Genomic DNA, 22,141 nt, shown 5'->3' on the forward strand with positions numbered 1-22,141 from the left:
TTTCTCTTCGTTCATTCGATGATAATAACTTCACCATCTCTCAAAGCTTTAAAAAGAATTTTATTGTCGATCATATATTCAACGGCTTTATCCATAGCTTCAGATTCTTTATGATCTGACTTATAATGTGGGGCAATCGCAAAATTCAGAATATGTAATCCTTCCCATATCGCCTCATGTTGTTCTCCGTATGGCTTCTGATGGGGGTCATCCACGAGATGAATCCCCCTTAGTGTTGGTCCCAAGATACATACGCCTGCACTGTATCCTCCATACACAATATTTTTACGATCTCTATAATATTTTTTAATGATCTCATCAAATCCACACAATTTCATAGCCTGTGCCAGAACAAAAGCATTGCCGCCTCGAACCCAAATAACATCATAATGTTCGAGTTGTTCTTCCAATACTATTGGGTCATTAAAATATTGTTTTAAGTCTATAATTTCCACAGTAAAACCTAATCCTTCAAGATCGGAAATAGTCAATGCAACACTAGTGATCCTTCTTTCCAAATCAGTCGCATAATCTAGTGCATTAGGTATCAAAGCAACATGTCTATTCCCATTCGCTGTCATTTCTATTAATCTTAATGCTTCCGTTCCAAACTTGTAAGATGATGATAAATAAAATTTCATGTAATCCTCCCTCCCACGTCCTTCAACTACGTGTTCCGTAAGGTTATACCAATGATTCTCCAAAGCCAATCGTATAGCCTTCAGGGTCTTTGATTGCGAATTCTCTCATCTGGTATGCATTCGTTCTTAGATCGTATTGGAACAATGCCCCTTTCGACCTGAACTCTTCATACAAATTTTCAATTCCTTCAACCATCGCAAATACGTTTACGGCATTTTCTCCATGTACTGGGTAGTTTGGAACAATGGCTTCTGCTTGATTACTTGGATGAAATATCATCGTTAGTCCTTCACGCTCGACAAAACCCATTTCGTAATCGCACCAAAAACCTAATTTACTGTAATAATTCAATACCTGGTTTCGATTCGTAACAAAAAAGATTGCTGAGAAATGTTTAATCTTACTTTCGATCGACGTTGACACGAAATCACTCCTCAAACAAGAATAGGTAATAGCTTTACAATTCGGTAATTGGACAACCTTTTCCTCCTGCTATAAAAAGAAGCAGGCTTAGATAGCCTGCTCGATGTTAATGGATCGTTTATTTAATATGGTGATTGTAGGGTTGTACTTCCCTTCGATAATACTTGTATAATGAGTCAATTGAAGAACTAGACAAGATAGGAATGGCTCGTTCAACTTTCTCACGTTCCCAATCGAACCATCGCATTTCCATTAACTTCTCAATTTCTTGATCCGTGAAACGCTTCTTAATTTCTTTAGCAGGGTTCCCACCTACAATTGTATAGGGGGGAACATCTTTTGTAACAACCGAGCCCGCCGCAACAATGGCGCCTTCACCGATTTTAACACCTGGCATAATCATGGCATTCATGCCAATCCAGGCATCACTTTCGATGATTGTATCCCCTTTGGGTTCGTAAGAAGTTTCAATCTGCTCCACAAACGGATACACGGTAATCCACTCCGAATGATGATTGTGATTTCCACCCATTAAAATAACTACACCACTAGCGATGCATACGTATTTCCCAATAATCAATTTATCTATACACCAACCATAATCTTCGATAGGGTTAAATAATGCGCTTGATTTATGATCTCCCCATAGGTATCTAACACATCCATCTTCAAAATCATGATGATCATAATAACCAGAGTAGTACGAGTATTCCCCTACTTCAATCATGGGGTTGGTGACAATATCTTTCAGATACTTAATTTCAGACCAGTGGTCATACCGATGTTGTTTCATTCTGCTCCCTCGCTTCTAAGTATAAAATTTATTTACTTAGAAGCTTAATGCAGTAGCAACATTCTTAAACCGTTTCAAACGACGAACCATCGTCCTCATCCTTCCCTTTGGAATTTGAGTGGATTATAGCAAATGACTGATTTGTCGTCAAATCGATGGACGATCATACGTGCAAGGTCCGATAGCGGCTTGGCGTCATACTGGCTAACCGTTTAAACGTGTTGCAAAAGTGAGAAACATCTTGGAATCCAACGCTCCCAGCAATTTCTATGATAGGTAGATCCGTTTCTCGCAGAAGCTCCTTGGCCTTCGTCATTCGAATCGAGACCAGGAATTCGTTCATCGTGATTCCCGTATTGTGCTTAAATATGCGGAAGAAGTAGGAACGTGATACATAGAAATGCTCACATAATTTCTCCGCGCTGAGCGTTTCATCATAATGCTCCATCATATAACTGATGATATTTTCGACTAATTGTTTCTCTATATGGTTTCCACCTTGGCCTACTTCTGGAGGTTTTATCTGATATCGGTTTAACTGTGCGAATAGCTGCAATAGCAGGCTTTTCACAATGATCGAATAACAAGGCAGTTTCCTCATCAATTCCCCTTCCAATTGAGCTAGTATTTCCTGCAATCGCATTACCTGTTGGGGATTTAATTGCAAATGAATTGAATCGTGTTCTGGTTCAGGAAGCCATTGACCGATCGTCATCGCGCATTCTCGATCTTCTACTGACAATTGTTCTAAAAACCTACTCTCTATCGTTAGGATATAGCGATGAAAGGGGACATGCTTATGCGGTCTTGATCGATGCCAAGCCATGGGTTTAATCACAGTGAATGTGCCCGCTCCCAATTCATGCACCCGTTCACCAACGATAAAGTGCCCTTCTCCTTGAACACATAAATAAAGCTCATAGCCACGATGGGAATGTAGAGTCGGCTGTACCAAGCTTGTTGTTCGATATGCGCATTGAACCGGGAACTCCATGAGTGTTGCATTCGTTACTTCATCCACGACAGATTCGAGTCTGTCAGTTCGATCCTTCCCAATTTCCAGCGCCTCCATCAGTAAGCCCCCCTTCCACCATTCCATAACGTAAAGACGATCACGCAAGCAATGAAGACGATCGACCAAGACTCACTTCCTCTTGCATTGTATATTCGATATATACATTCTTACGATATGGAGGAATGAATCGCATGCCAAAACTGATTTCTCACGATGCTTTGCAACTTTTCGCAGACCAAATCTATCGCTATATGATAACGGATCACAAAGGGAATTGGGGAATGGATATTCAGCATTGGGATTGGGTGCCCGGCGTAGGTGTCATTGCAATCCTGTCTTATTATGAGAAAACACGCGATGAAGAAGTTCTCGATTACCTAGTCTCGTGGGCACACACAAATATTCCAGCATCGGATCAAGCGAAGGTTGTTAATGCCATGGCACCCTTTGCGATCTTTCCCGCACTTTATGAATACACACACGATCCCTTCTTTCTAGAAGAATCTCTGCGCGTCGGACAATGGATGCTCACGGAGGCCCCACGTACTCGAGAAGATGCATTCGAACATACGGTCACTGAAAATGTCAGCTTTCCTGAGCAGGTATGGGCCGATACAATCTTTATGGCCGTGCTCTTCTTAGCACGTCTAGCACGGGTTACAGGCGACGTATCCTATGCGAATGAAGCTGTGAAGCAGCTTCAGATTCACCTAGAATTACTGGCAGATCAAGAAACCGGCGTTATGTTCCATGGATGGAACTGTATCACGCAAGATCACATGTCCGCTGCACGTTGGACGCGTGCGAACGCCTGGATCGCCGTCGGAACGCCAATGATCATGAAAGAGCTGGATGGTGTCGCAACCCTTTCGCAAGAAGCCGCGGAGCGCTATCAAGCCATGATGCAAGGATTGATTCGCTATCAACAAGCTAACGGTCTATGGGCTACGGTGATGGATCGACCCGATTTCTATCCAGAAACGTCGGGCAGTGCGGGAATAGCCAGCGGGATCCTAAAGGCGATTCGCCAAGGTCTCCTAGACAACATAAATGAGGATTCAGCCTATCGGGCACTCAACGCCATTGTTCACACCATACTTCCAAGCGGAGAAGTAACCGGCGTTTCCGGAGGTACGCCGGTGATGCCAACCATTGAAGCGTATAATGAAATCCCTTGTCATCCAACGCTATATGGGCAAGGGCTTGTTCTCATGTTATTATCAGAGTTGCTATGAGTCACATGATATGGAGAGCCCCCATGATTACCTCATGGAGGCTCTTTTCAATATGCATGGGATTTGTTATTAGACAGGATGGATATCATTCGGCTTAACAGCGATGGATAGCTCGTGTGGTAAGCGATTCCAAGGTGCTGCAGCAGCTCGCGCCGTTACGTGACCGTCTTCCTCGATGATCGATATTTCTGGCAGACTGTCTACTAATTCACCGATTGCTAATGTGAATAAGAAGGCTGCTCGATCTAACGCATGGAAGTCTATTGTACTTCGCTCACCCGCATAGATCACGAAATCTAACCCAATACATTGTTCAAGCTTCGTCACTTCCCAATTCCAGCATCGTTGCTCTTTCATATTGGAATCCAATTGTTCGTCAAACGCAGCAAAGATGTTATCCAACCGTAAAGGTAATCCATTGATCACAACTTCCGCTGACGCTCCTTCCGTTTGCATGCTCACCCCATCTAAACACCCTCCGATTTCCATCCGAAGCCGGAAATCCGAAGCGTCGATACAACCTTCAATGCGATCGAGACCTGGATGCGTATCTCCACCATTTGTAAGAAATCGTACACCGAGGATAAGATGACCCGCTTCCTCCGCGACACTGAGTACACCCGAACAATAATCATAACCATCATGTAAGCAGCGCATCTGCAAATACGTAGCTGCCCCATGATTTTCGAAATATGCGACAAGCCCTCGAGTTTGATTCCACATGATTTCATTCTTAAACAGCCCGATCGTATATCGCGGTGTTATCCTCGTTTTCGCCCATTTCACGAATCCTGTATCCTCATTGCGATAATAGGGCTGCTCAAGGACCTTCTTCTCTTCAGTAATGAATAGATTCAAGTAAACTTCCGGACATCGGCAGCCAATGCCGTACCACTCAGTATCATATTCGAGCTCGACATCGGAGAAGAAAGACAATCGATGTTCCGTGGCGATTTGTAAGAATGATTTGATTTTCTTCGTAAGCAGCGTACTGTAATTGCGACTATGCGGTCCGGCCCATTGCTGTGTGGCTGGATGATAATGTTCTGCTACCATACGCCAACCGATGTCTAACAGATCATTAGCAATCTCCTTCGCTCTAGGGCTCATGGAATACGTATAGATTTTGGACAACTCGATGACGGCAATCACCGAATAGTGTGGACTATTAAATTCCTGGAACGTCCTTAAACGCTCGGTATATTGTTTCAACTTCTCTAATCGCTGTATTGCATATTCCGTAAAGTCCTGCCTAGCATACAGTTCGCCAGCGATCAATGTCACAAATGCCCCCATAATCGAAATATTCGTATAGTGGGGTCCCATATCACGAATCATGATGGCATCGCATGCACAGCACACCCCTTGTCGAATCTCCTCCCTCAGGTCTTCTGCTAACCGATGACCGTGAAGCAAGGCTGCGAGTACGAGTTCTTTGCCGCAAAAGTCAGCCCAGTTCCAGTCGGGAGGCGCCATCTGCGTAAGCGGTTCTTCGAAGAACCATGGCCATATGCCGTAGGTATCTCTGCTTGGGTCGCGATCTTGTAGTGCAAGCACGCGCCGAATAATATCACAAGCCCTCTGTACATAGGCAGGCGATTCCGTATTTAACAAACCTACGGCATATAAGAGCGATGGATGTGTTGGATGAACGACGGGATAGGCATCCGAGGTTAATGTCGTATGATACCCGGGTGTGTGCAAAGGTCGAAGCAGCATCTGATGGGTTGGGTCATAGTCTTGTTCCTGAGACATGATTTTTCGTAATAAATGTGCTTTATGATCGATAGATCGACTATGCTGGTTCATTCTTGACACCTCGTCTTCACTTTGCACTTCGGATCCACGATATCCGCACGCTGTAATTCAATGGGTTTGAATAATGAGGATTGCTTACTTGCACCGATTCCACTCCCCCATTCCACATACCCTTTGCGGCCATTTCCATCGTTCTCATTGACGACAATCGACAGACTAAGGATGCCATCACTCGGCACAATCGGAGCTAATTGACCCCATGGGAGAGCGAGTTGGTATATCGTGTTTTTTGCCGCTTCATCTCTTGTGATTTGTAGGTTAGGACTCGGGATCGAACCCGTCACAACGCCCTGTGGAGCCATCCACCGATAGAGCTCGGGTCCTTGGGAGGTCAAGGCCATGCCATACTCATACCATTGTAAACTCTCACCCGGCATCCCTGCGGATACGGCGAACTGGATGCTGTCCCCTTGCCAAATCTCTTCGCCTTGCTTCGTCTGTGAATATACGTCATCATGTACACTCGCTGTCATATAGAGATAGTCATTATCGTACGTGGCCCACACTGTACCGCTGAAATCCTCTGGACCGTTATGGGAGCCAATTCTCGAATGTACGTCTGAGATAAGATCAATGCCCGCGACATCCTGTAGATCATCTAAGGAGTGAACCGTTCGAAAAACGAGCGGAACTCTCGATTCAGATGGAACAAGCTTTACGCTCCCTTCACTTCGGAGCACTGCTCCGTCATCCATATTTACCTTAAATTGATAGGGCTGCAATATCCCTTCCGTCATTCCCGACAATGGGAAGTCGATCGTCTTCACTTTATTACCAGGAATCACGGCATGATAAACATCCGAACCTACGGATGATCCAATGCTCCAATCGATTTGTGATATTCGACGTTTGGTAGGTCTGTCATTCTTAATGCTCACCTCCAATACGTCAGCTCCGTTCTTCACCACATGTTTTGATGATATTTGCTCGGCTTGTCGGATTTGAACGGTATCCATTAATCCTGCGAAGACCCCATTCGTGGATCGAACTGTGCCCGTTGCTATTTTGCTCCCAACTTGTTGAACCCCCGGAAACTGAACGTTGAACGCTCCCGTTGCTTGGATGAAAATTTCTTTCGTAATCCCTTGAAAATTCACCTCTGCGGTAAGCGGCTGTTCTTGCCTGAGTTCGTTAACATGCAGCGTAACCGTAACGGGATCATTCGTATAAGCGGGCGTGCTGGTCAGGGAGAACGGACTGGCCTGAACAATACTGTCAATATCTCCTTGCGCGAATAGAGGTTCTCCTGTCAATGTTAGGTACACTTTCCCCTCCACCGGTGTGTACGTGATTTTCCTACCCATCATATCCGTTACCGTAAGCGGAACTTGCGTATGCAAAGTGACATCTTTTTTGTTCAAGGACCATAGGACATGAATGCTGTCGTTATTTTTAGCAAAAACGTAATGATAAAGACCGTTCGTGACATCTTGACTTACGGCATTCGCACCCGTTAGCTGTCTTGTTAGTGTCGCTAGCGCAACATAGGCCGGTTTGGGCGTATAGGACCCGAGCGAATCACCTGTATTGTGAACGATGCCGAAATTATGTTCATTATTCAGTTTATCCGTTCCTGAGTCCATCAAGTTGTACCAGAATATTTTCTCCACCCCAGCGGCGATACTCAAGACATAGCTGCGAATCAAGTAAGCAGCCTGTGTGTTTTCGTCCACGCCGGTGGGATTCAAATGCGTCGGCCAACCAATCTCGGAGAACCACAGCGGGATCGATTCACCGTTATGATGATCGCGCACAAGCTGATTCAAGCGATCGATCTCATCGATCAATCCTTCGGGTGTCTCCGGATAACGGTAGGGATGGACAGACAGCGAATCCATATGATCCAGCCCACCAAGTTCGAAAACCTCTTTCAACCAATCTTCCGGAATTCCTGCTGTAGCCCCGCCAACGACATTCAGATCTGGACGAATCGATTTGACTGCTTCATACCCTTTCTTCAGCAAATTGAAGTAGACATCCGCCCTCGAAGCTGCGGGACCATTTCCACCGAAATATGGCAAGTTGAATTCATTCCATATCTCCACAGATTTCAGCTGGCTGCCGAACTTCCCTAACATCGCTTTGACATAGCTCGCATAGGCGGTATGTGCTTGCTCGGTATAGGGCGTTTTGCCTTCATCGTAATACTTATTGCTGAACGCGAAGGTGAGAAATGGCTCAATATTGAAAGCTTTAAACGATTGCATCGGAAGGGTAAACTTCGGATTAAACGTGTATTGTCCTTGATTGACCTCGATTTCTGACCAGTAGAAGGAATCCCGTACGTTCTTGGTGCCAGCATATTTCAGAAGCGGAATGGATTCTTTATTCCAATTGATCCCGTAATGCGTTTGAATGCCAAAGGGGGACTCTGTCACGCTTGATAAATCGAATGCAGGAAGCATCGCAAATGTCGTTTCGATGGTCTTGACGAGGGTTCCTGCTTGATACGCATCAATCTTCAATCGATAATACCCTTCTGCATGCGTTGGCAGGTTAAGTCGCACTTTGCTAGCCGTTACGGGAACCGTCCCGGAAGAGATCGGTTCCTTCCACGCATTCTCCGTACTCCAATGAATGGCATCACCGGTTGTGAGGATGTCAAACGCAGCCGCCATGTTGCCAGCAAAGACGTTCCCGACTTGCACCTGGGCAATCGCCAGATCGGCGGACTCAACCTTGGCACGGATATCATCGATCCACATCGCGCCCATGGTTCTGCCAGATTTCATGGATGCTTTCGTTAGTTTGAAATACATTTTCTTTAACGGACCATGCCACACGCCGTCGTTGCTTCCGCCCCACTTCGTATAATTGATCCCCGATGTAAAGGAACTTACGGTCACTTTTTGCCACTCCGTTGTCTGATCCAATAGAATCGTTTGTTGATGGTTCTGATTCGAATTGTCGACTAAGATTAGATCAAACTTCGCCATATCCGCTGTCTTCACCCAAAAGCTAAGCTCCAGCGCGTTTGTTGGAAGAACACGTTTAAATAAATACTTCTCTAATGAAACATAGCTGTTCATATATGACGATTTGCTGCTGAAATCGAGCTGCAGCTTGCCCGAGGAACTCCCCGAGTGAGCATTCACAGAATCTAGGCTGAATTCACCGTTTCCTAGCGCACCCGCACTTCCGATTAAGAAATCCCAAGACTCGTCAGTGTTCTCGAAATCACCTACTGTCAATTCTGGCGTATTATCATCCGCATAGGTTGCAGATTCGGGAGTTTTCGATTGGAATGTAATAAAAATGAAGGAAAATAGGAGAATAAACATCGTTGAAGTGGCAAGGATTTGCTTCACTCTGTTCATGGTTATCACTCCTTCCTTTGTTATCAGAAGACTACTTTTTTACAATTAAAAATTCCTTATTCTTCTCATACCATTCTTGCGCTAGCTTTTCAACATTCTCACCACCAAGCCGCTTCCATTCCTGACGAATCTGCTCCATGCCTTCTGCAGGACTTAATGTGTTACCACCTGTCACCACCTTGACTTCAATTTGGGTTGCAATCGGAGCAAACGTCGCTATGAGTTGACTCACTTCAGGAAGATCCGGGCTAAATGCGATATCTCTGCGATATTCGTTCTTAAGCGCTACTTCCAACGCCTTCGATTTCGCAAGTGCGATTTCTTGGGAGAGCGCATCCTGTGCCGCCATGATCGGGATCCACTCTGGCTTGGTATTCCACTGGCTTAGAATCGCATATTCGTTCGCGTACGCCACTTCCTGACGATATTTGTCTGCATCTAACCTCTGCGGAACCTGACCATCCACCAGCTTATAATGGACATTTTCCTCACCGAACTTCATCTGCATCCAGCCCTTTTCGAGCATCCAATCCAGGAAATGAACCGCCGTTTCAATTCGATCTTTATCCATATTGCTATTGAAAGCGACCAATACATTAGAAGGTAGCTCTTGGTATAGGCCATTTTTACCGTATTTACTTGCTACAGACTCTAGTGGAGCTGCTTTGGCATCTGGTACATTCGCCTTCAGATCACGAATTTCATTATCCATACTCCAATTCCCGAAATAGATCCCTGCCTTCCCCGTCGTCCACAATTGTCGCGCATGTTGGAAGTTGCTATCAGTGATATATTCTTTATCAATCAGGCCTTGGTCAAATAATGATTTCTGGAAGGCTAGTGAATCGGTAAAACGATCTAACGTTCGACCAAACTTCATATGACCATCTTCCAAATACCATTGGTTCTCATTCGTAAAGAAGAACGCACGCATCACTTGGACGCCGTTACCGTTAAATACGATAGGTACTGTATCCTTCTGCCCATTGCCGTCCGGGTCTTCCTCCTTGAACTTCTTCGCTACCTCGATCAGTTCTTCCACCGTTGTGGGTGCTTTCAATTGCAGCTTATCCAGCCAATCCTGCCGTATCCACATGCCGTTATTCGCAATCGATTCAATACTTCGTTCACTTGTAACCGCATACATTTTTCCGTTAATCGTCATCGCTGATTTTAATTGTGGGTGATCCTCTAAATACTTCTTTAAGGTCGTACTATATTGATCGATGTAACTATCAATGGGCTGGATCGCGCCCTGATTCGCCAATTGGGCGATATAATTCCGGTCATATTCCCAGACGAGATCAGGTGCGCTGCCCGATGCGAATAAGGTGCTTAGTTTCTGCTGCGCTTGCCCTCGGTCAACCGGAATCCATTTCACGATCGCAGGAGAATTGTCATTCATCCATTTGGTCCACCGGTTACTCTCATAACTTCCTTCTTCCGTAGGTACACTCCCTCGATCAAAGGCTGAAATGCTGATTTCTTTCTTCGTTTCCGCAGGTTTCGGTGCTTCCGCTGCAGCTGATGGCGTCGTTGATTCATGTGATTCCGAATGTTTCACTGACGTTGCATTACTGCATGCTGCGAGCATCATAACACCTAAGCTCACCGTTAGTACCGATTTCCACGCCTGCTTCGAAATTCTCAATCTTCTCATCCCCTTTTCGAATCGTAGTTGTTACGTATATCAGGAACCTATGGTCCGATGATATCAGCCTTTCACAGAACCGATTAACACCCCTTTGACGAAATGCTTCTGCAGAAACGGATACAAAATAAGAATTGGCGTCACCGCGATCACGATTGCCGCAGCTTTGATCCCTTCCGGCGTTAGCATGATTTGATCGACACCTTCACTTCCTGTGCCATTATTCAGAAGACTCTGATTCACTTGCAGAATCATTTGATAGAGCTTGAGGGTTAGTGTCTGAAGGTTGCTCTGCGTAATATACAACAACACGTTAAAATAAGAATTCCACCAGCCCACGGCATAAAACAAAGATAGCGCAGCCATGATCGGTTTACATAATGGCAAAATGATCTGCAGCAGAATCCGCCAGTCTCCCGCCCCGTCTATCGCTGCGGACTCTTCTATTTCGTCAGGCAAGCCTTCCATGAATGTCTTCATGACGAACATATTGTAGGTACTGAGGAGTGCCGGCAGCCATAATGCCCAATACGAATTCATGAGTCCTAAGGATTTCACGAGGATAAAATTCGGGATGATTCCTGTCGTGAATAACATCGTGAAGATGATGAACATGAGTAGGAAATTACGACCTTGAAGCCTTTTTCTGGAGAGCGGATACGCTGCTAAAGTCGTTAATACCATATTCAACAGCGTCCCTACAAGGGTGACCACTATCGTATTTCCCATCGCCACGAAGAGTTGACCATCATCAAATAAACGAAGGTACGCCTGCGCGTTAAACTCAACGGGCCACAAAGACACTTCACCGGCTGTTATGGCCCTACTGCTGCTAAATGAAGATACGATGACATACCACAAAGGATATAAGGCTGCAAGGGAGAAGACACCGAGCATGACATAATTTGCCGCCGTCCCTGCACGAGACCAGAGCATATGAATAGGATTCTGAATGTACATGCGTTACCACAGCCCCCTTTCCCCGAACGCTCGGGTTAACCGATTTACACTGACGACCAGAATGAAGCTAACGAGTGATTGGAACAAACCTAAGGCGGTCGTATAACTATAACTCATGTTTTGTAGACCGACGCGATAGACATAGGTGCTGATGACATCAGCTACATCCAATACAGACTGATTTTGCAAAATGAGTGTCTGCTCCAATCCGACATCGAGCATACTGCCCATACGCAGCACGAGAAGGATAGCGATTGTGCTTCGAATGCCAGGAAGTGTAATATGCCACATCTGGCGGAGCTTGCTCGCGCCGTCGATCTTCGCTGCTTCGTAGAGCTGAGGGTCAATGGAAGCCATCGCTGCCAAGTAGAGAATGGTCCCCCAACCCGCTTCACGCCAAATCCCGGACACCGTGTATGCAACTGGCCACCATCTGGAATCTGCCATAAAGTAAATCGGTTCAATACCAAATACGTTCACAAGAACTGTATTCACGATCCCCGTACTCGGGGATAGGATCGCGATGAAGATGCCTCCCAAAATGACCCATGAGATGAAATGGGGTAAATACAGCAAGTTTTGTACGGTCCTCTTGTACCATTCTTTTCGAACTTCATTTAGCAGTAGCGCTAATACGATGGGTACCGGAAAGCCAAAGACAAGACTGTATACATTCAGTACCAACGTATTCCGAAGCACTCGCCAAAAATCAATACTTCCGAATAAGCTTTCGAAATGCTTAAACCCCACCCATGGGCTTCCAAATATCCCATCTCCCAAGCGATAGTCTTTAAAGGCGATGATCTCGCCGACCATTGGCGCATATTTGAACACGAAATAGAACAAGATCACGGGCAGCAGCATCAAGTACAAGTGACGATCGAGTATGAAGCGATGACGGAACGTCGAACGTTGATCCTTCATGTGGTTCATCCTTTCATTGGGGGTGAATCGATCGTACCGTGAGATCGAATATTTGGAAATAGACACGTTCTGAAGACAGTCACTATTCTTGCAAAATGTACATACACATTTCTTATACGAGGTACACTTCTTGTGGTAGGGTTAGAAAATCCTTATTATGACGCGGTTTTTTAATCATTTGCCCTAACAAAACGAAAAACATGTACAAGTCCATCCTTCAACTGAAAAAGGATGAATTCTCGTACATGTCGTTTCTGTTTAATCGCATTCGTAGATCGATTCATTCGTATTCTCCATCTGTGTCTGGGATCGGTACTCTAAAGGCGTCAATCCTGTATGCTTCTTAAACGTCCGAATAAAGCTGCGTGTATTCAGATATCCAACGGCTTCTGCTATCTCGTTTACTTTCATATCCGTACCTGCTAGGTGTTCCTGGGAAGCATTCATTCGGATGCCAATGAGATAATCAATGAAGTTGCTTTCCGTATGTTCCTTGAACAGTTTACTGATATAGGTTGAGCTTAAATGGAATTCTTGAGCCAGCTTGTCTAACGTAAGGTCATGTTCATGATAGTGTTCTACGATATAGATAAGAATTTTGTCAACGGTCTCGTTACTGCCTCTTTGAATGCGCTTTGCTTTGATTTTGGATGCCATCTCCTCAAGAAATTGGAAGACGAGCCTCTCCATTTCTTGCAATTTACCGCTCCGGTTGATGAGCTCATACATGCGCTCTAGTTGGCTCTTCGATTCATGGAGGTCGATCCCTGTGGAACTCACTGACTGTACTGACTTGACGATCAGATCAAAGGAAAGCTGGCGTATTAGATCAGGGGACAAATTTCGATCCATTGCTTCGCGAAACGTTTCTTGTACATATGCTTGTAATTTCACTGAATCTGTCAGTTTTAGCGCATCCGTAATGCGATCTGCCATACGCATGAGACGATAATAATCTTGGCTATCCAGGGGTTGCAGGTCTTCAATAGAGATGACAGCGCGCCCCCCGAATACGATTTTGTAATGGAGAGCCTTTTGCGATTCGTCATACGACTTGGGAATATCCTTCATCTCACGATAACCTCGGCCAACACCGACGGTGATATCCAGACCGAATTGCTGCTTCACCGTATCGAGAATCAGCTCCATGATCGCAAGCGCACGTAAATGATTCTGCTCCCCATCCCCTTCCGCGAAACTGATAATGACTGCAGCGCGGCCTCCCCCAATATCAATCGCGATGCCTGCGTTCTCTGTATTGATCATTTCCTCTGCTGCATTGCAGAATACATACGTGTACAGCGTTTCATCCAGGGCGCTTAAGTCCATTCCCTCTTTGCTGATCTCCGCCGTACAGACAAGATATCGGTCTGGAAATAAATGAACGCCTATGAACTTCAAATGATGATGGATTGCCCAAAAATCTGTTCGATTGCCGACCAGCATATCCATCATCATTCTCCACTTCAGTACCGGCTTCGAGTCTCGAACATGCTGCTCAAGATGCTCTCGATCTAACAAGAGCTGATCGAATACACGTTCTAGATAAGGAAGTCCAACATTTGATCGTTCCTTTGTAGGCGTGATGTGATAAGTACCTGATATTTTTCCAATCAATTGATGAAGGGGTTTGAAGGTCCAACGACTCACGTAGAAAAGAACGATCAGCGCAAAAATGATCATACCGATTCCTAATGCGATCAGCAGATTGCGTGTCACCTTAAGCGGCTCATAGATTTGTGACTCTGGCACAATACTGATCAGTTTCCATCCTGTATAATTGGAGTCACGGTAAAAGATCGATTGACGAACATGATTGAGCTCACCGGTCAAGGTTCCGCTTCCTTTCATGGAGAGCACGTCCTTGAGATGAGGAAGCTCTTTGATATTACGGTAGATTTGCGTTTTATCATCGTGGGTGACAATATTTCCATCGTTATCGATAATGAACATATGACCAATTTTACGGTCTTCGTAAACAGCATTCACCATATCGTATATGACTTTTTCATTGATGTTGACCGCAACGATTCCCTTGCGATACCCAGGACCGCTGATCGTTGGATAGGATCTCACTAAAGTGATGACGTCATTGGTAGAGTTACCATCCGAAATCTGATGTGTGGTTAACCACTTGAAATAAACTGGCATATCCAAATAACGACCCAACCAGTTATGAACCGGAGGGGTATCCTTCATGTAAGCTTTATCTGTCAACAAGTGACCGCTTACAGCAGAATAGACAAATATAGATGAGAACTGAGGATTTGTATTAATGAACTCTCGCAGCTTGGCGTTTAACCCATAGAAATTGCTATACTTTTGGCCTTCATCTTTATAACTGTCATACATAAAATAGACAAACTCGAGATCATTCATTAGCGTTAGCAAATCTTTCTCCGTCTGGCGAAAAGTTACCTCCATTTTTTGATCCACTTGTTTCAATAAGGCAAGGTTCGTATCATTTAGATCATTACCTAATTTCCCTACCGTTCCAATGTAAGATAACCCAAAGGTCAGTGTGATGATCACTAAAAAAACGGCCCCATAAATCAACATCACTTTCGTCGACAGGCTGAACTTCATCATCGATTTACCTCCGATTGAGACCTCTAGCGGATCAGATCCCACCTACGTGAATGTCAGGATATCTTCTATTTTATTCATATGCTTGTATCCCTCTAACATTCGTTCGATCAGGTTGATCCCCTAACGATCAGGTTACCGGAAAAAAGTACAGGGTCAGTAATGATGCCATTTATTCGGTCAAACAACATATTCATGGCTGCTTTACCTGCTAGATGTCTGGGATAATCGATGACGGTTAGCGGTGTTGACAATTGTGAAGACATTAAGATATTCTCAGAGCCGGCAATGGCCAAATCACGAGGTACCCGAAGGCCCCGTTCATGACAGGCAGCTAAGCATCCCGCAGCCATGAGATCGTTGGCGCATACGATAGCTGTGAAGTCTGGAAGCGCTCCCTCTTCACCGTCTAGTAAACGACCGAGTACCAATTGCGCCTGTTCGAATCGGCCAGAACCATCAACATATCTGGATGCGGCTGCATCCGTATTTAGTCCTTCAAGCCGCATCCCTTCGCAAAATGCCTCATATCGAACAGCGTAGTGAAGATACGGTCCTGCCGCAGACATAAAGGCAATTCGTTCATGCCCTCGTTGTCGCAAATGAGAGATAAGGTTGCGCATGACAGGCAGCCATGCAATGTCAACATAGGGGATGTCGTTCCCCTCCCCCCAAGCCGAAGGCTGCATAACGGATACGATGGGGATCTCGAGCGAATTAAAATACGCCAATGTCTCTCGGCTCAAGCATGGGCCAAGCAGCAGAACGCCGTCTACTCGGCCCATGAGTAAGCCTCGCAGCTCTTCTTCTCGGTTCGGATCGTACGTCTGTACGAATACGAAATATCCATGCTGCTTCGCCGTCGCTTCGATGTGCAGCAACAACCCTGCCTCGAACGGATTGCCGATATAATGAATCAACACGGCAATTTGCTGTGTTTTCTTCGTCTTCAGACTGCGTGCCGTCTGGTTCGGACGATAGCCTAACTCCCGAATGGCGTCTAATACCCTGCGTTTTGTTTCTTCTCTCACGTTGTTACGGCCATTTAGCACATACGATACGACGGCTGCCGATACACCGGCACGATCCGCTACATCTTGTCTTGTTACCATGACCATTCCTTCAATGGCACCATCGAATCGTCAGGTACATAATAGTTAAATGGATTGTCGCTAATCATACCTAGGAGCTGTTTACGAATGGGGCTGGCATCCTTCAGCAGTCGTTCCGAAGGGACCTTATAATCAATGGGGCGTATCCAAATGGGGCTATAGCCAAGGAACAACTGACGTCTAGTTAATGTGGAATGGTTCGGTGCACCCGAATGCCATAAATTTTGAGGAAAGATAAATACATCTCCTGGGTCACCGCAAATCTGAATTTCATCCGATAGCATCTCCCTCACATTTTCCGATTCAGGTCGGTACGCGCGGTTATGCGATTTGGGGATGATTTTCGTATTGCCACGGTTCGGTTCAGACATATCGCTTAAGATATAGCAGACTTTAATGTAGTACGTTGCCGTTAGCCCTCCAATGTTGGGGAACTGAGGGAGCGGTCCGTCTTGATGCCAATTAATGAAACTATTCGTCGCTGTCGGTGCATCCCCTGGATTGGGCTTCCGAACAGTCAGATGCGAGATATGCAATTGAATATTATAGCCGAGCAATTGAACGATAAGCGGCAGCACCGTTGGTTCTTCGATCAGAGAGGCAATTTCATCATGACGTTCAACGCTGTTATAAATATTGTAAGCAAGGGATTCAGGCTCGTCATCCAATATGCCGTCTATCGCAGCATTTAACCGTCTTACCTTATCTTCGCTTAATACACCCTTCAGCAATAGAAAACCATCGTCATTAAACTTCTGGACCCATTCCGAATAATCTGCTCTTATCGTCGTCAATTTGCCTACCTCCTGAATTCAAATTTTTTCATCATAATTTACTCGTGTAAATTTGATTCGTAATTACTATATTTTGCCAAAACTTGTCCTGTCAACAAAATAAAATATCAAAATATGGTATGGATCAGTTTATAGGCACACAGACTTTCTCTTGGCGTTCGATCCCTCTTCGTGTCCTCTTAGTTGAAAAAGTTGAATAAGCTACTTACTTTTGATATTGTCTAATCAAAGCTGTGAATAAAAGCGAAAAGGAGATTAACATGTCAGTAGTCATTGCGACAGATGATTTAGAACTTCCTTGCCCCCATTGTGACGGTAAAAAACATGTAATCGTTAATCATCATGAGGAACTGTGTCCAAAATGCGATGGCAAGGGTGTTATATTAACCGCATTAGGGCAAACATTACTTCATTTTATAAAAAAACATGCCTAGTTTTGCTAAGATTAAAGTACAACACATTATAAAAAAGAGTAGCCTGCAGCTACTCTTTTTTTCTGAACATATCTGCTCAGTTCGATAAAGACATTAACAAATCGATAAGCGGCAGATTAGCGCAATTTGGGATGAGCATTTTTTCGAAGTGCATATCCAACAATCAATGCCAAAGGAAAGAACATACTAAATGTTAAATCCATATACGGCCAGTATTTAGAGGAAAAATTGTTGTAATAGGCGATATTGGGAGCAATCACCTGAGAGAGGAAGATAATGATCATACCTATTGGGAACAACAGCATCCTGAAATCTTTCAGCTGGAACAATTGCGCTACACTTCGATGAAGCACATAGGAAAACAATGTCATTTTAAAATAGGTTGTTATGATCCACATTAGGGCTAAAATCGCCTCAACCCTTTGAAAAAAATTACCGATATTGATTCGTTTCGCAAGATCGTAACTTGGGTATGTATTTCTCGCTGCTGGCTCCGCACCGAGAACGAGAATCGTTAGTCCTATGAACACGACAAGGATCATCCCTCCGATTAACGTGCCGATCATCATGCCCGAACGAATATCTTTTTCATTATTTACGTTCGGAAATATCATCATTAATGTGACAAGCTCCAAGAAGGGAAATGCCGTACATGCGATAGATCCGCGTAGAATTGGTTTGATACCATGATCGAAAACCGGCTGTATTTTATGCAGATCGATTGCTGGAATAAGTGAAACGATAAATATGATAAAGAGAAGAATGAACCAAGGAAAAAAGATCTCAGACACACGAGTAAATGTCTCTAGACCTAATCGCACGCCCATAATAATCAACAGTAGAAATAAAATATGGACGGCTTCAATCGGCGTATCCGGCATAATTTGGGAAACCGCAAAATCTCCGACTTCTCTGAGATGTGCACTGATAGACAGCGTTATATAGCCTATAAATAGCAGTGCAATCGGGATACTAACCCATCGCCCAAAAACTTCTCGTATATGCTCAATCAGAGACAATTTATAATTTAACTTTCCTGCAGTAACGAACAAAGATACAAAGATTAACCCAATCACCAAACCCACAATGGCTGATATCCAGGCGTCTCGGTTAGCCTCTAATGCTGGAATTGCAGGCAGTACGAGAATGTTGTCACCTATGGTGATAAGCGTAGCTAATATTGTAAATTGGCGTGTACTGATTTTGAGCGTTTCGGCCATTTCTTAGATCCCCCAATTACGATAATATTCCCATCATGAGTCGATAGAACGGTTTGTATACGATGGCGAGCCATCTAAAGGGACTAGAGATCTGTAGATGTAATTGCCAAATAATCAACAAACTAGTCCCGGTGATATGGAAAATGGTGAAGAACCATAATTCCTTCCTATAGTGATTTCGAATAAGGATCGGGATCTCGAATATGGCGACCACGGCAGCAATAACTAAGATTGCAATAATGGGGATCATATCCTTCTACTCCTTCATAACCTTCAGTGATGGGTCAGTAATCGTACCCATGTTCCGGATTTTAATATCCGTTGTCACATTTACCGGTACGACGGGGAAGATACGCCCCCAATTTTTACCTATTCTTTTCCAAGCGCCAGGATTGGACCGATGAATTGCATCTCCAAATCCGAAAATGTCCGATTTAAATTCGTGTTGTACCTTAGCAATTGTATCCTTGATAATACTTTGGAGTTCTTTATTGGCCAACTCTTGCAATTTATCGATGGAGTTCGGGTTCGTAAGGTCAATACTACATTCCACATCCGCCACATTCGTCTCCATTCGCACATGAATGTCAATCTGAGGCTCACCTTTTACAATTTTCCCTTTTACGTCAGTCTTTGTACGGACAACATCCGTTGCAATAGTCCCCTCAGCCGGACAAGGAAAGTGTCCTGACGTTTTGATGACGCGATTGGTGATGTAGTTATACCCCTTGCTCTCCCTTTCATTTAACCAACCAATGAGCTTGTCTTTTTTGAAAACAGACGCGCCGAAGAATTTCAAAAAAGTGGAAGGAATGACAGATTCGACGTTATCTTTCTTATCGCCTTTCCCCTGACCTTGTATTCCAACACCGATGATTGCAATTTCTTTATTTGATGTCAAAAGGTCATACGAGACCTCATCTAACTTAATGACAGGCGATGGGGCCCAATATTTTTGTAATGTGCTTAGGCTTCCATACATTCTTTTAGCAGGAATTTTCTCTACACGCGTTAGGACTTGGAGCGTCTCCTCCGCCCTTAAGCCTTTGGCGATAAGAACGTAAAGATCTTCCTCCCGAACTTCGTGATCTCTTAACAGAAAATCCATGGCCTTGCCAATCCCCGAACGAGCCAACTCCTCACCAATTACGACCACACGAAGCTGAGCAAGATATATTTTACGGGGGGCCGTGGTGGTCATTTTCCTGATGGCTTCAACAATTGTCTTCGAAGTCGCGGTATACACAGTAACTGGCACTTCGTATCCTCCGCCCTTCTTCGAGGCGACTTCGCTTGGGATAATCGCTTGTACGGATACCTTGAATTGATCACCATCCTTATCGATGCCGATCGCAGCAGCAAGGGAGAGGTCGTTCAGTTCCTTACGGCTCCAACAACTGCTAAGCAATGTGGATACGAGTATTAAAGTCATAATCAGAAACGCCGTACGCTTCATCATTACCCCTCCCTTATGGCTTACTTTTCTCCCGGTTTTGGAGGTTTCGGTTCAGGTGTCCTTTCACGAACAATGTTTTTCTCACTCGTTAATCGAGGGCGGGTAAACATGGCCCATTGAGGAAAGCGAATTAATGTATCTTTGAGATCACTTGGAACTAGCGGAGAGAACGGACTCATATATGGGATACCAAACGAACGTAAGCTGCATAAGTGGAGCAGCAATGCAATGATACCGGCCACGATCCCTAGTAAGCCGAAAGTGGCAGCAAGCATCATTAATGGGAACCGCAGAATTCGAATCGAAATGGCCATATCGGTAGAAGGGAACACAAAATTGGATATCGCAGTGATCGATACGACAATGACCATAGCGGCAGATACCATTCCTGCATCAACTGCTGCTGTGCCTACGACAAGCGTACCAACGATTGAAACGGCAGAACCGATAGCCCGAGGCATTCGAACCCCTGCTTCCCGTAAAATCTCAAAGGTCACTTCCATAACGATTGCTTCAATGAATGCAGGGAATGGAACGCCTTCGCGCTGTGCCACTAGATTGACGAGCAAATCTGTTGGCAGCATTTCTTGATGAAAAGTCGTTATTGCAATATAAAGGGAAGGACCGGCTAAAGCAATAAAAAAGCTGATCATCCGCAGTATCCTTAGAAGGCTCGAAAAGTCTATACGATGATAGTAGTCTTCAGCGGCTTGAAAAAACTGTATGAAAACCGCAGGAACAATAAGTACAAAGGGGGTACCATCAATCAATATCGCAATCCGACCCTCTAATAAATCGGCAGCAACGACATCCGGACGTTCCGTATTAAACATGGTTGGAAACGGAGTCGCTGAATTGTCTTGTATCATTTGTTCAATATATCCACTCTCAAGGATGCCATCGATCTGAATACGATTTAGACGTTCACGGACTTCCATCACTGCTTTATCGTTTGCAATTCCCTTAATATACATGATGGAAACATTCGTTTTCGTTACCTTTCCAATCTGCATATTCTCAAGCCACAGATTATGACTCTTTATTCTTCGCCGGATCATCGCTGTATTGGTGCGTATGTTTTCAATAAAGCCCTCCTTGGATCCGCGTATGATGGTTTCGGTCGTTGCTTCGGTGACACTTCGGTGTTCCCAACCTTTCACGCAGATTACTAATCCTTTTGTGTAACCGTTGAGTAACAGTATGGCATCACCGGATAATAGGAAGTTCATTAATGTCTCATAATCGGTTACTTCCTTGAGATCTCCTACGGTTAAGACCCTACTTTTTAATAAAGTTAATGGATTGGTGCCCGCGAACCCTTCCTTCGGGTAATCTAACATCATCGACTCGATAATAAAATTGTTAATCGAAGCGGCGTCAGCTAAACCATCCATAAAAATGATTGCAACATCTAATCCACTGCCAATTTGAAATTGCCGAATAACGATATCATTGCTGTTACCTAAAGATTCTCGGATCAACTCAAGGTTTATTCGGAGCTTAGCATTCAAGTGGACTGCCATGGAGGAACCCTCCTCCTGAACGGACTGCTCTTCCATTCCTTCTGTTTGATTTTTACCTTCCAAGAATCCCATCGAGTAACTCTCCTGTTCGCATATAAATTATCTATGTATCTACATACATCAAATTAACTTTTACCATTATTTGATACAATTAAGTAATTTATGCAAACAAAAAAACCGCGATTCACGCGGTTAAGATGAAAATCAGATTTTACATATTTTGCAAAGGTCGTATCAT

17 protein-coding genes are annotated in these 22,141 nt (G+C 44.5%); 2 read left to right on the top strand and 15 right to left on the bottom strand.

Annotated features, from left to right (window positions below; translation table 11 throughout):
- Positions 1–11: 11 nt before the first annotated feature.
- The 4 genes from GCU39_RS08755 to GCU39_RS08770 all read right to left on the bottom strand — a co-directional run bounded on the left by GCU39_RS08755 (position 12) and on the right by GCU39_RS08770 (position 2,930).
- Positions 12–641 carry a Type 1 glutamine amidotransferase-like domain-containing protein gene (locus tag GCU39_RS08755; RefSeq protein WP_152393164.1) on the bottom strand — a complete coding sequence of 210 codons (630 nt, stop codon included), beginning with the start codon at positions 639–641 and terminating at the stop codon, positions 12–14.
- A gap of 43 nt (positions 642–684) precedes the next feature.
- Positions 685–1,065, bottom strand: a complete 381-nt coding sequence (locus tag GCU39_RS08760) for a VOC family protein (RefSeq protein WP_152393165.1) — start codon at positions 1,063–1,065, stop codon at positions 685–687.
- A 118-nt stretch (positions 1,066–1,183) separates the two neighbouring features.
- The gene (locus tag GCU39_RS08765; protein WP_152393166.1) at positions 1,184–1,858 is read right to left on the bottom strand and encodes a CatB-related O-acetyltransferase; all 675 of its coding nucleotides are present in this window, start codon (positions 1,856–1,858) and stop codon (positions 1,184–1,186) included.
- A gap of 163 nt (positions 1,859–2,021) precedes the next feature.
- Positions 2,022–2,930, bottom strand: coding sequence for an AraC family transcriptional regulator (locus GCU39_RS08770; protein WP_193726832.1), 909 nt, complete (start codon positions 2,928–2,930; stop codon positions 2,022–2,024).
- A 134-nt stretch (positions 2,931–3,064) separates the two neighbouring features.
- On the opposite strand from GCU39_RS08770, the gene GCU39_RS08775 reads away from it, so the two are divergent.
- The gene (locus tag GCU39_RS08775; protein ID WP_152393168.1) at positions 3,065–4,108 is read left to right on the top strand and encodes a glycoside hydrolase family 88/105 protein; all 1,044 of its coding nucleotides are present in this window, start codon (positions 3,065–3,067) and stop codon (positions 4,106–4,108) included.
- A 69-nt stretch (positions 4,109–4,177) separates the two neighbouring features.
- Here GCU39_RS08775 and GCU39_RS08780 read toward each other — a convergent pair whose 3' ends face one another.
- The 8 genes from GCU39_RS08780 to GCU39_RS08815 form a co-directional block, all read right to left on the bottom strand.
- Positions 4,178–5,917, bottom strand: a complete 1,740-nt coding sequence (locus GCU39_RS08780; RefSeq protein ID WP_152393169.1) for a DUF8769 domain-containing protein — start codon at positions 5,915–5,917, stop codon at positions 4,178–4,180.
- On the bottom strand, positions 5,914–9,243 hold the full coding sequence (locus GCU39_RS08785) for a sugar-binding protein (RefSeq protein WP_152393170.1): 3,330 nt from the start codon (positions 9,241–9,243) through the stop codon (positions 5,914–5,916). Before GCU39_RS08785 ends, GCU39_RS08780 begins: the two co-directional genes overlap by 4 nt.
- A gap of 31 nt (positions 9,244–9,274) precedes the next feature.
- Entirely contained in the window at positions 9,275–10,894 is a 1,620-nt protein-coding gene (locus GCU39_RS08790) for an extracellular solute-binding protein (protein WP_227793498.1), read from the bottom strand.
- 63 nt (positions 10,895–10,957) lie between these two features.
- A complete protein-coding gene (locus tag GCU39_RS08795; RefSeq protein WP_152393171.1) occupies positions 10,958–11,854 on the bottom strand; it encodes a carbohydrate ABC transporter permease in 897 nt (298 codons plus the stop codon).
- A 3-nt stretch (positions 11,855–11,857) separates the two neighbouring features.
- Complete coding sequence (locus GCU39_RS08800) at positions 11,858–12,778, bottom strand: ABC transporter permease (RefSeq protein ID WP_152393172.1); 921 nt, start codon at positions 12,776–12,778, stop codon at positions 11,858–11,860.
- 258 nt (positions 12,779–13,036) lie between these two features.
- The gene (locus tag GCU39_RS08805) at positions 13,037–15,367 is read right to left on the bottom strand and encodes a helix-turn-helix domain-containing protein (protein ID WP_152393173.1); all 2,331 of its coding nucleotides are present in this window, start codon (positions 15,365–15,367) and stop codon (positions 13,037–13,039) included.
- A gap of 107 nt (positions 15,368–15,474) precedes the next feature.
- Positions 15,475–16,476 carry a LacI family DNA-binding transcriptional regulator gene (locus tag GCU39_RS08810; RefSeq protein WP_193726833.1) on the bottom strand — a complete coding sequence of 334 codons (1,002 nt, stop codon included), beginning with the start codon at positions 16,474–16,476 and terminating at the stop codon, positions 15,475–15,477.
- Positions 16,470–17,270 carry a phytanoyl-CoA dioxygenase family protein gene (locus tag GCU39_RS08815; protein WP_152393175.1) on the bottom strand — a complete coding sequence of 267 codons (801 nt, stop codon included), beginning with the start codon at positions 17,268–17,270 and terminating at the stop codon, positions 16,470–16,472. Before GCU39_RS08815 ends, GCU39_RS08810 begins: the two co-directional genes overlap by 7 nt.
- 260 nt (positions 17,271–17,530) lie before the next feature.
- On the opposite strand from GCU39_RS08815, the gene GCU39_RS08820 reads away from it, so the two are divergent.
- Positions 17,531–17,704 (top strand): anti-TRAP protein, encoded by a 174-nt coding sequence (locus GCU39_RS08820; protein WP_152393176.1) that lies wholly within the window; start codon positions 17,531–17,533, stop codon positions 17,702–17,704.
- 116 nt (positions 17,705–17,820) lie between these two features.
- Here GCU39_RS08820 and GCU39_RS08825 read toward each other — a convergent pair whose 3' ends face one another.
- The 3 genes from GCU39_RS08825 to GCU39_RS08840 all read right to left on the bottom strand — a co-directional run bounded on the left by GCU39_RS08825 (position 17,821) and on the right by GCU39_RS08840 (position 21,975).
- Positions 17,821–18,924, bottom strand: a complete 1,104-nt coding sequence (locus GCU39_RS08825; protein WP_152393177.1) for a GerAB/ArcD/ProY family transporter — start codon at positions 18,922–18,924, stop codon at positions 17,821–17,823.
- Positions 18,925–19,180: 256 nt separating this feature from the next.
- Entirely contained in the window at positions 19,181–20,383 is a 1,203-nt protein-coding gene (locus GCU39_RS08835; protein WP_152393179.1) for a Ger(x)C family spore germination protein, read from the bottom strand.
- 17 nt (positions 20,384–20,400) lie between these two features.
- A complete protein-coding gene (locus tag GCU39_RS08840) occupies positions 20,401–21,975 on the bottom strand; it encodes a spore germination protein (protein ID WP_152393180.1) in 1,575 nt (524 codons plus the stop codon).
- Positions 21,976–22,141 lie beyond the last annotated feature (166 nt).

Origin of the sequence: Paenibacillus guangzhouensis, assembly GCF_009363075.1 — a bacterium.
GTDB classification, from domain to species: domain Bacteria; phylum Bacillota; class Bacilli; order Paenibacillales; family Paenibacillaceae; genus Paenibacillus_K; species Paenibacillus_K guangzhouensis.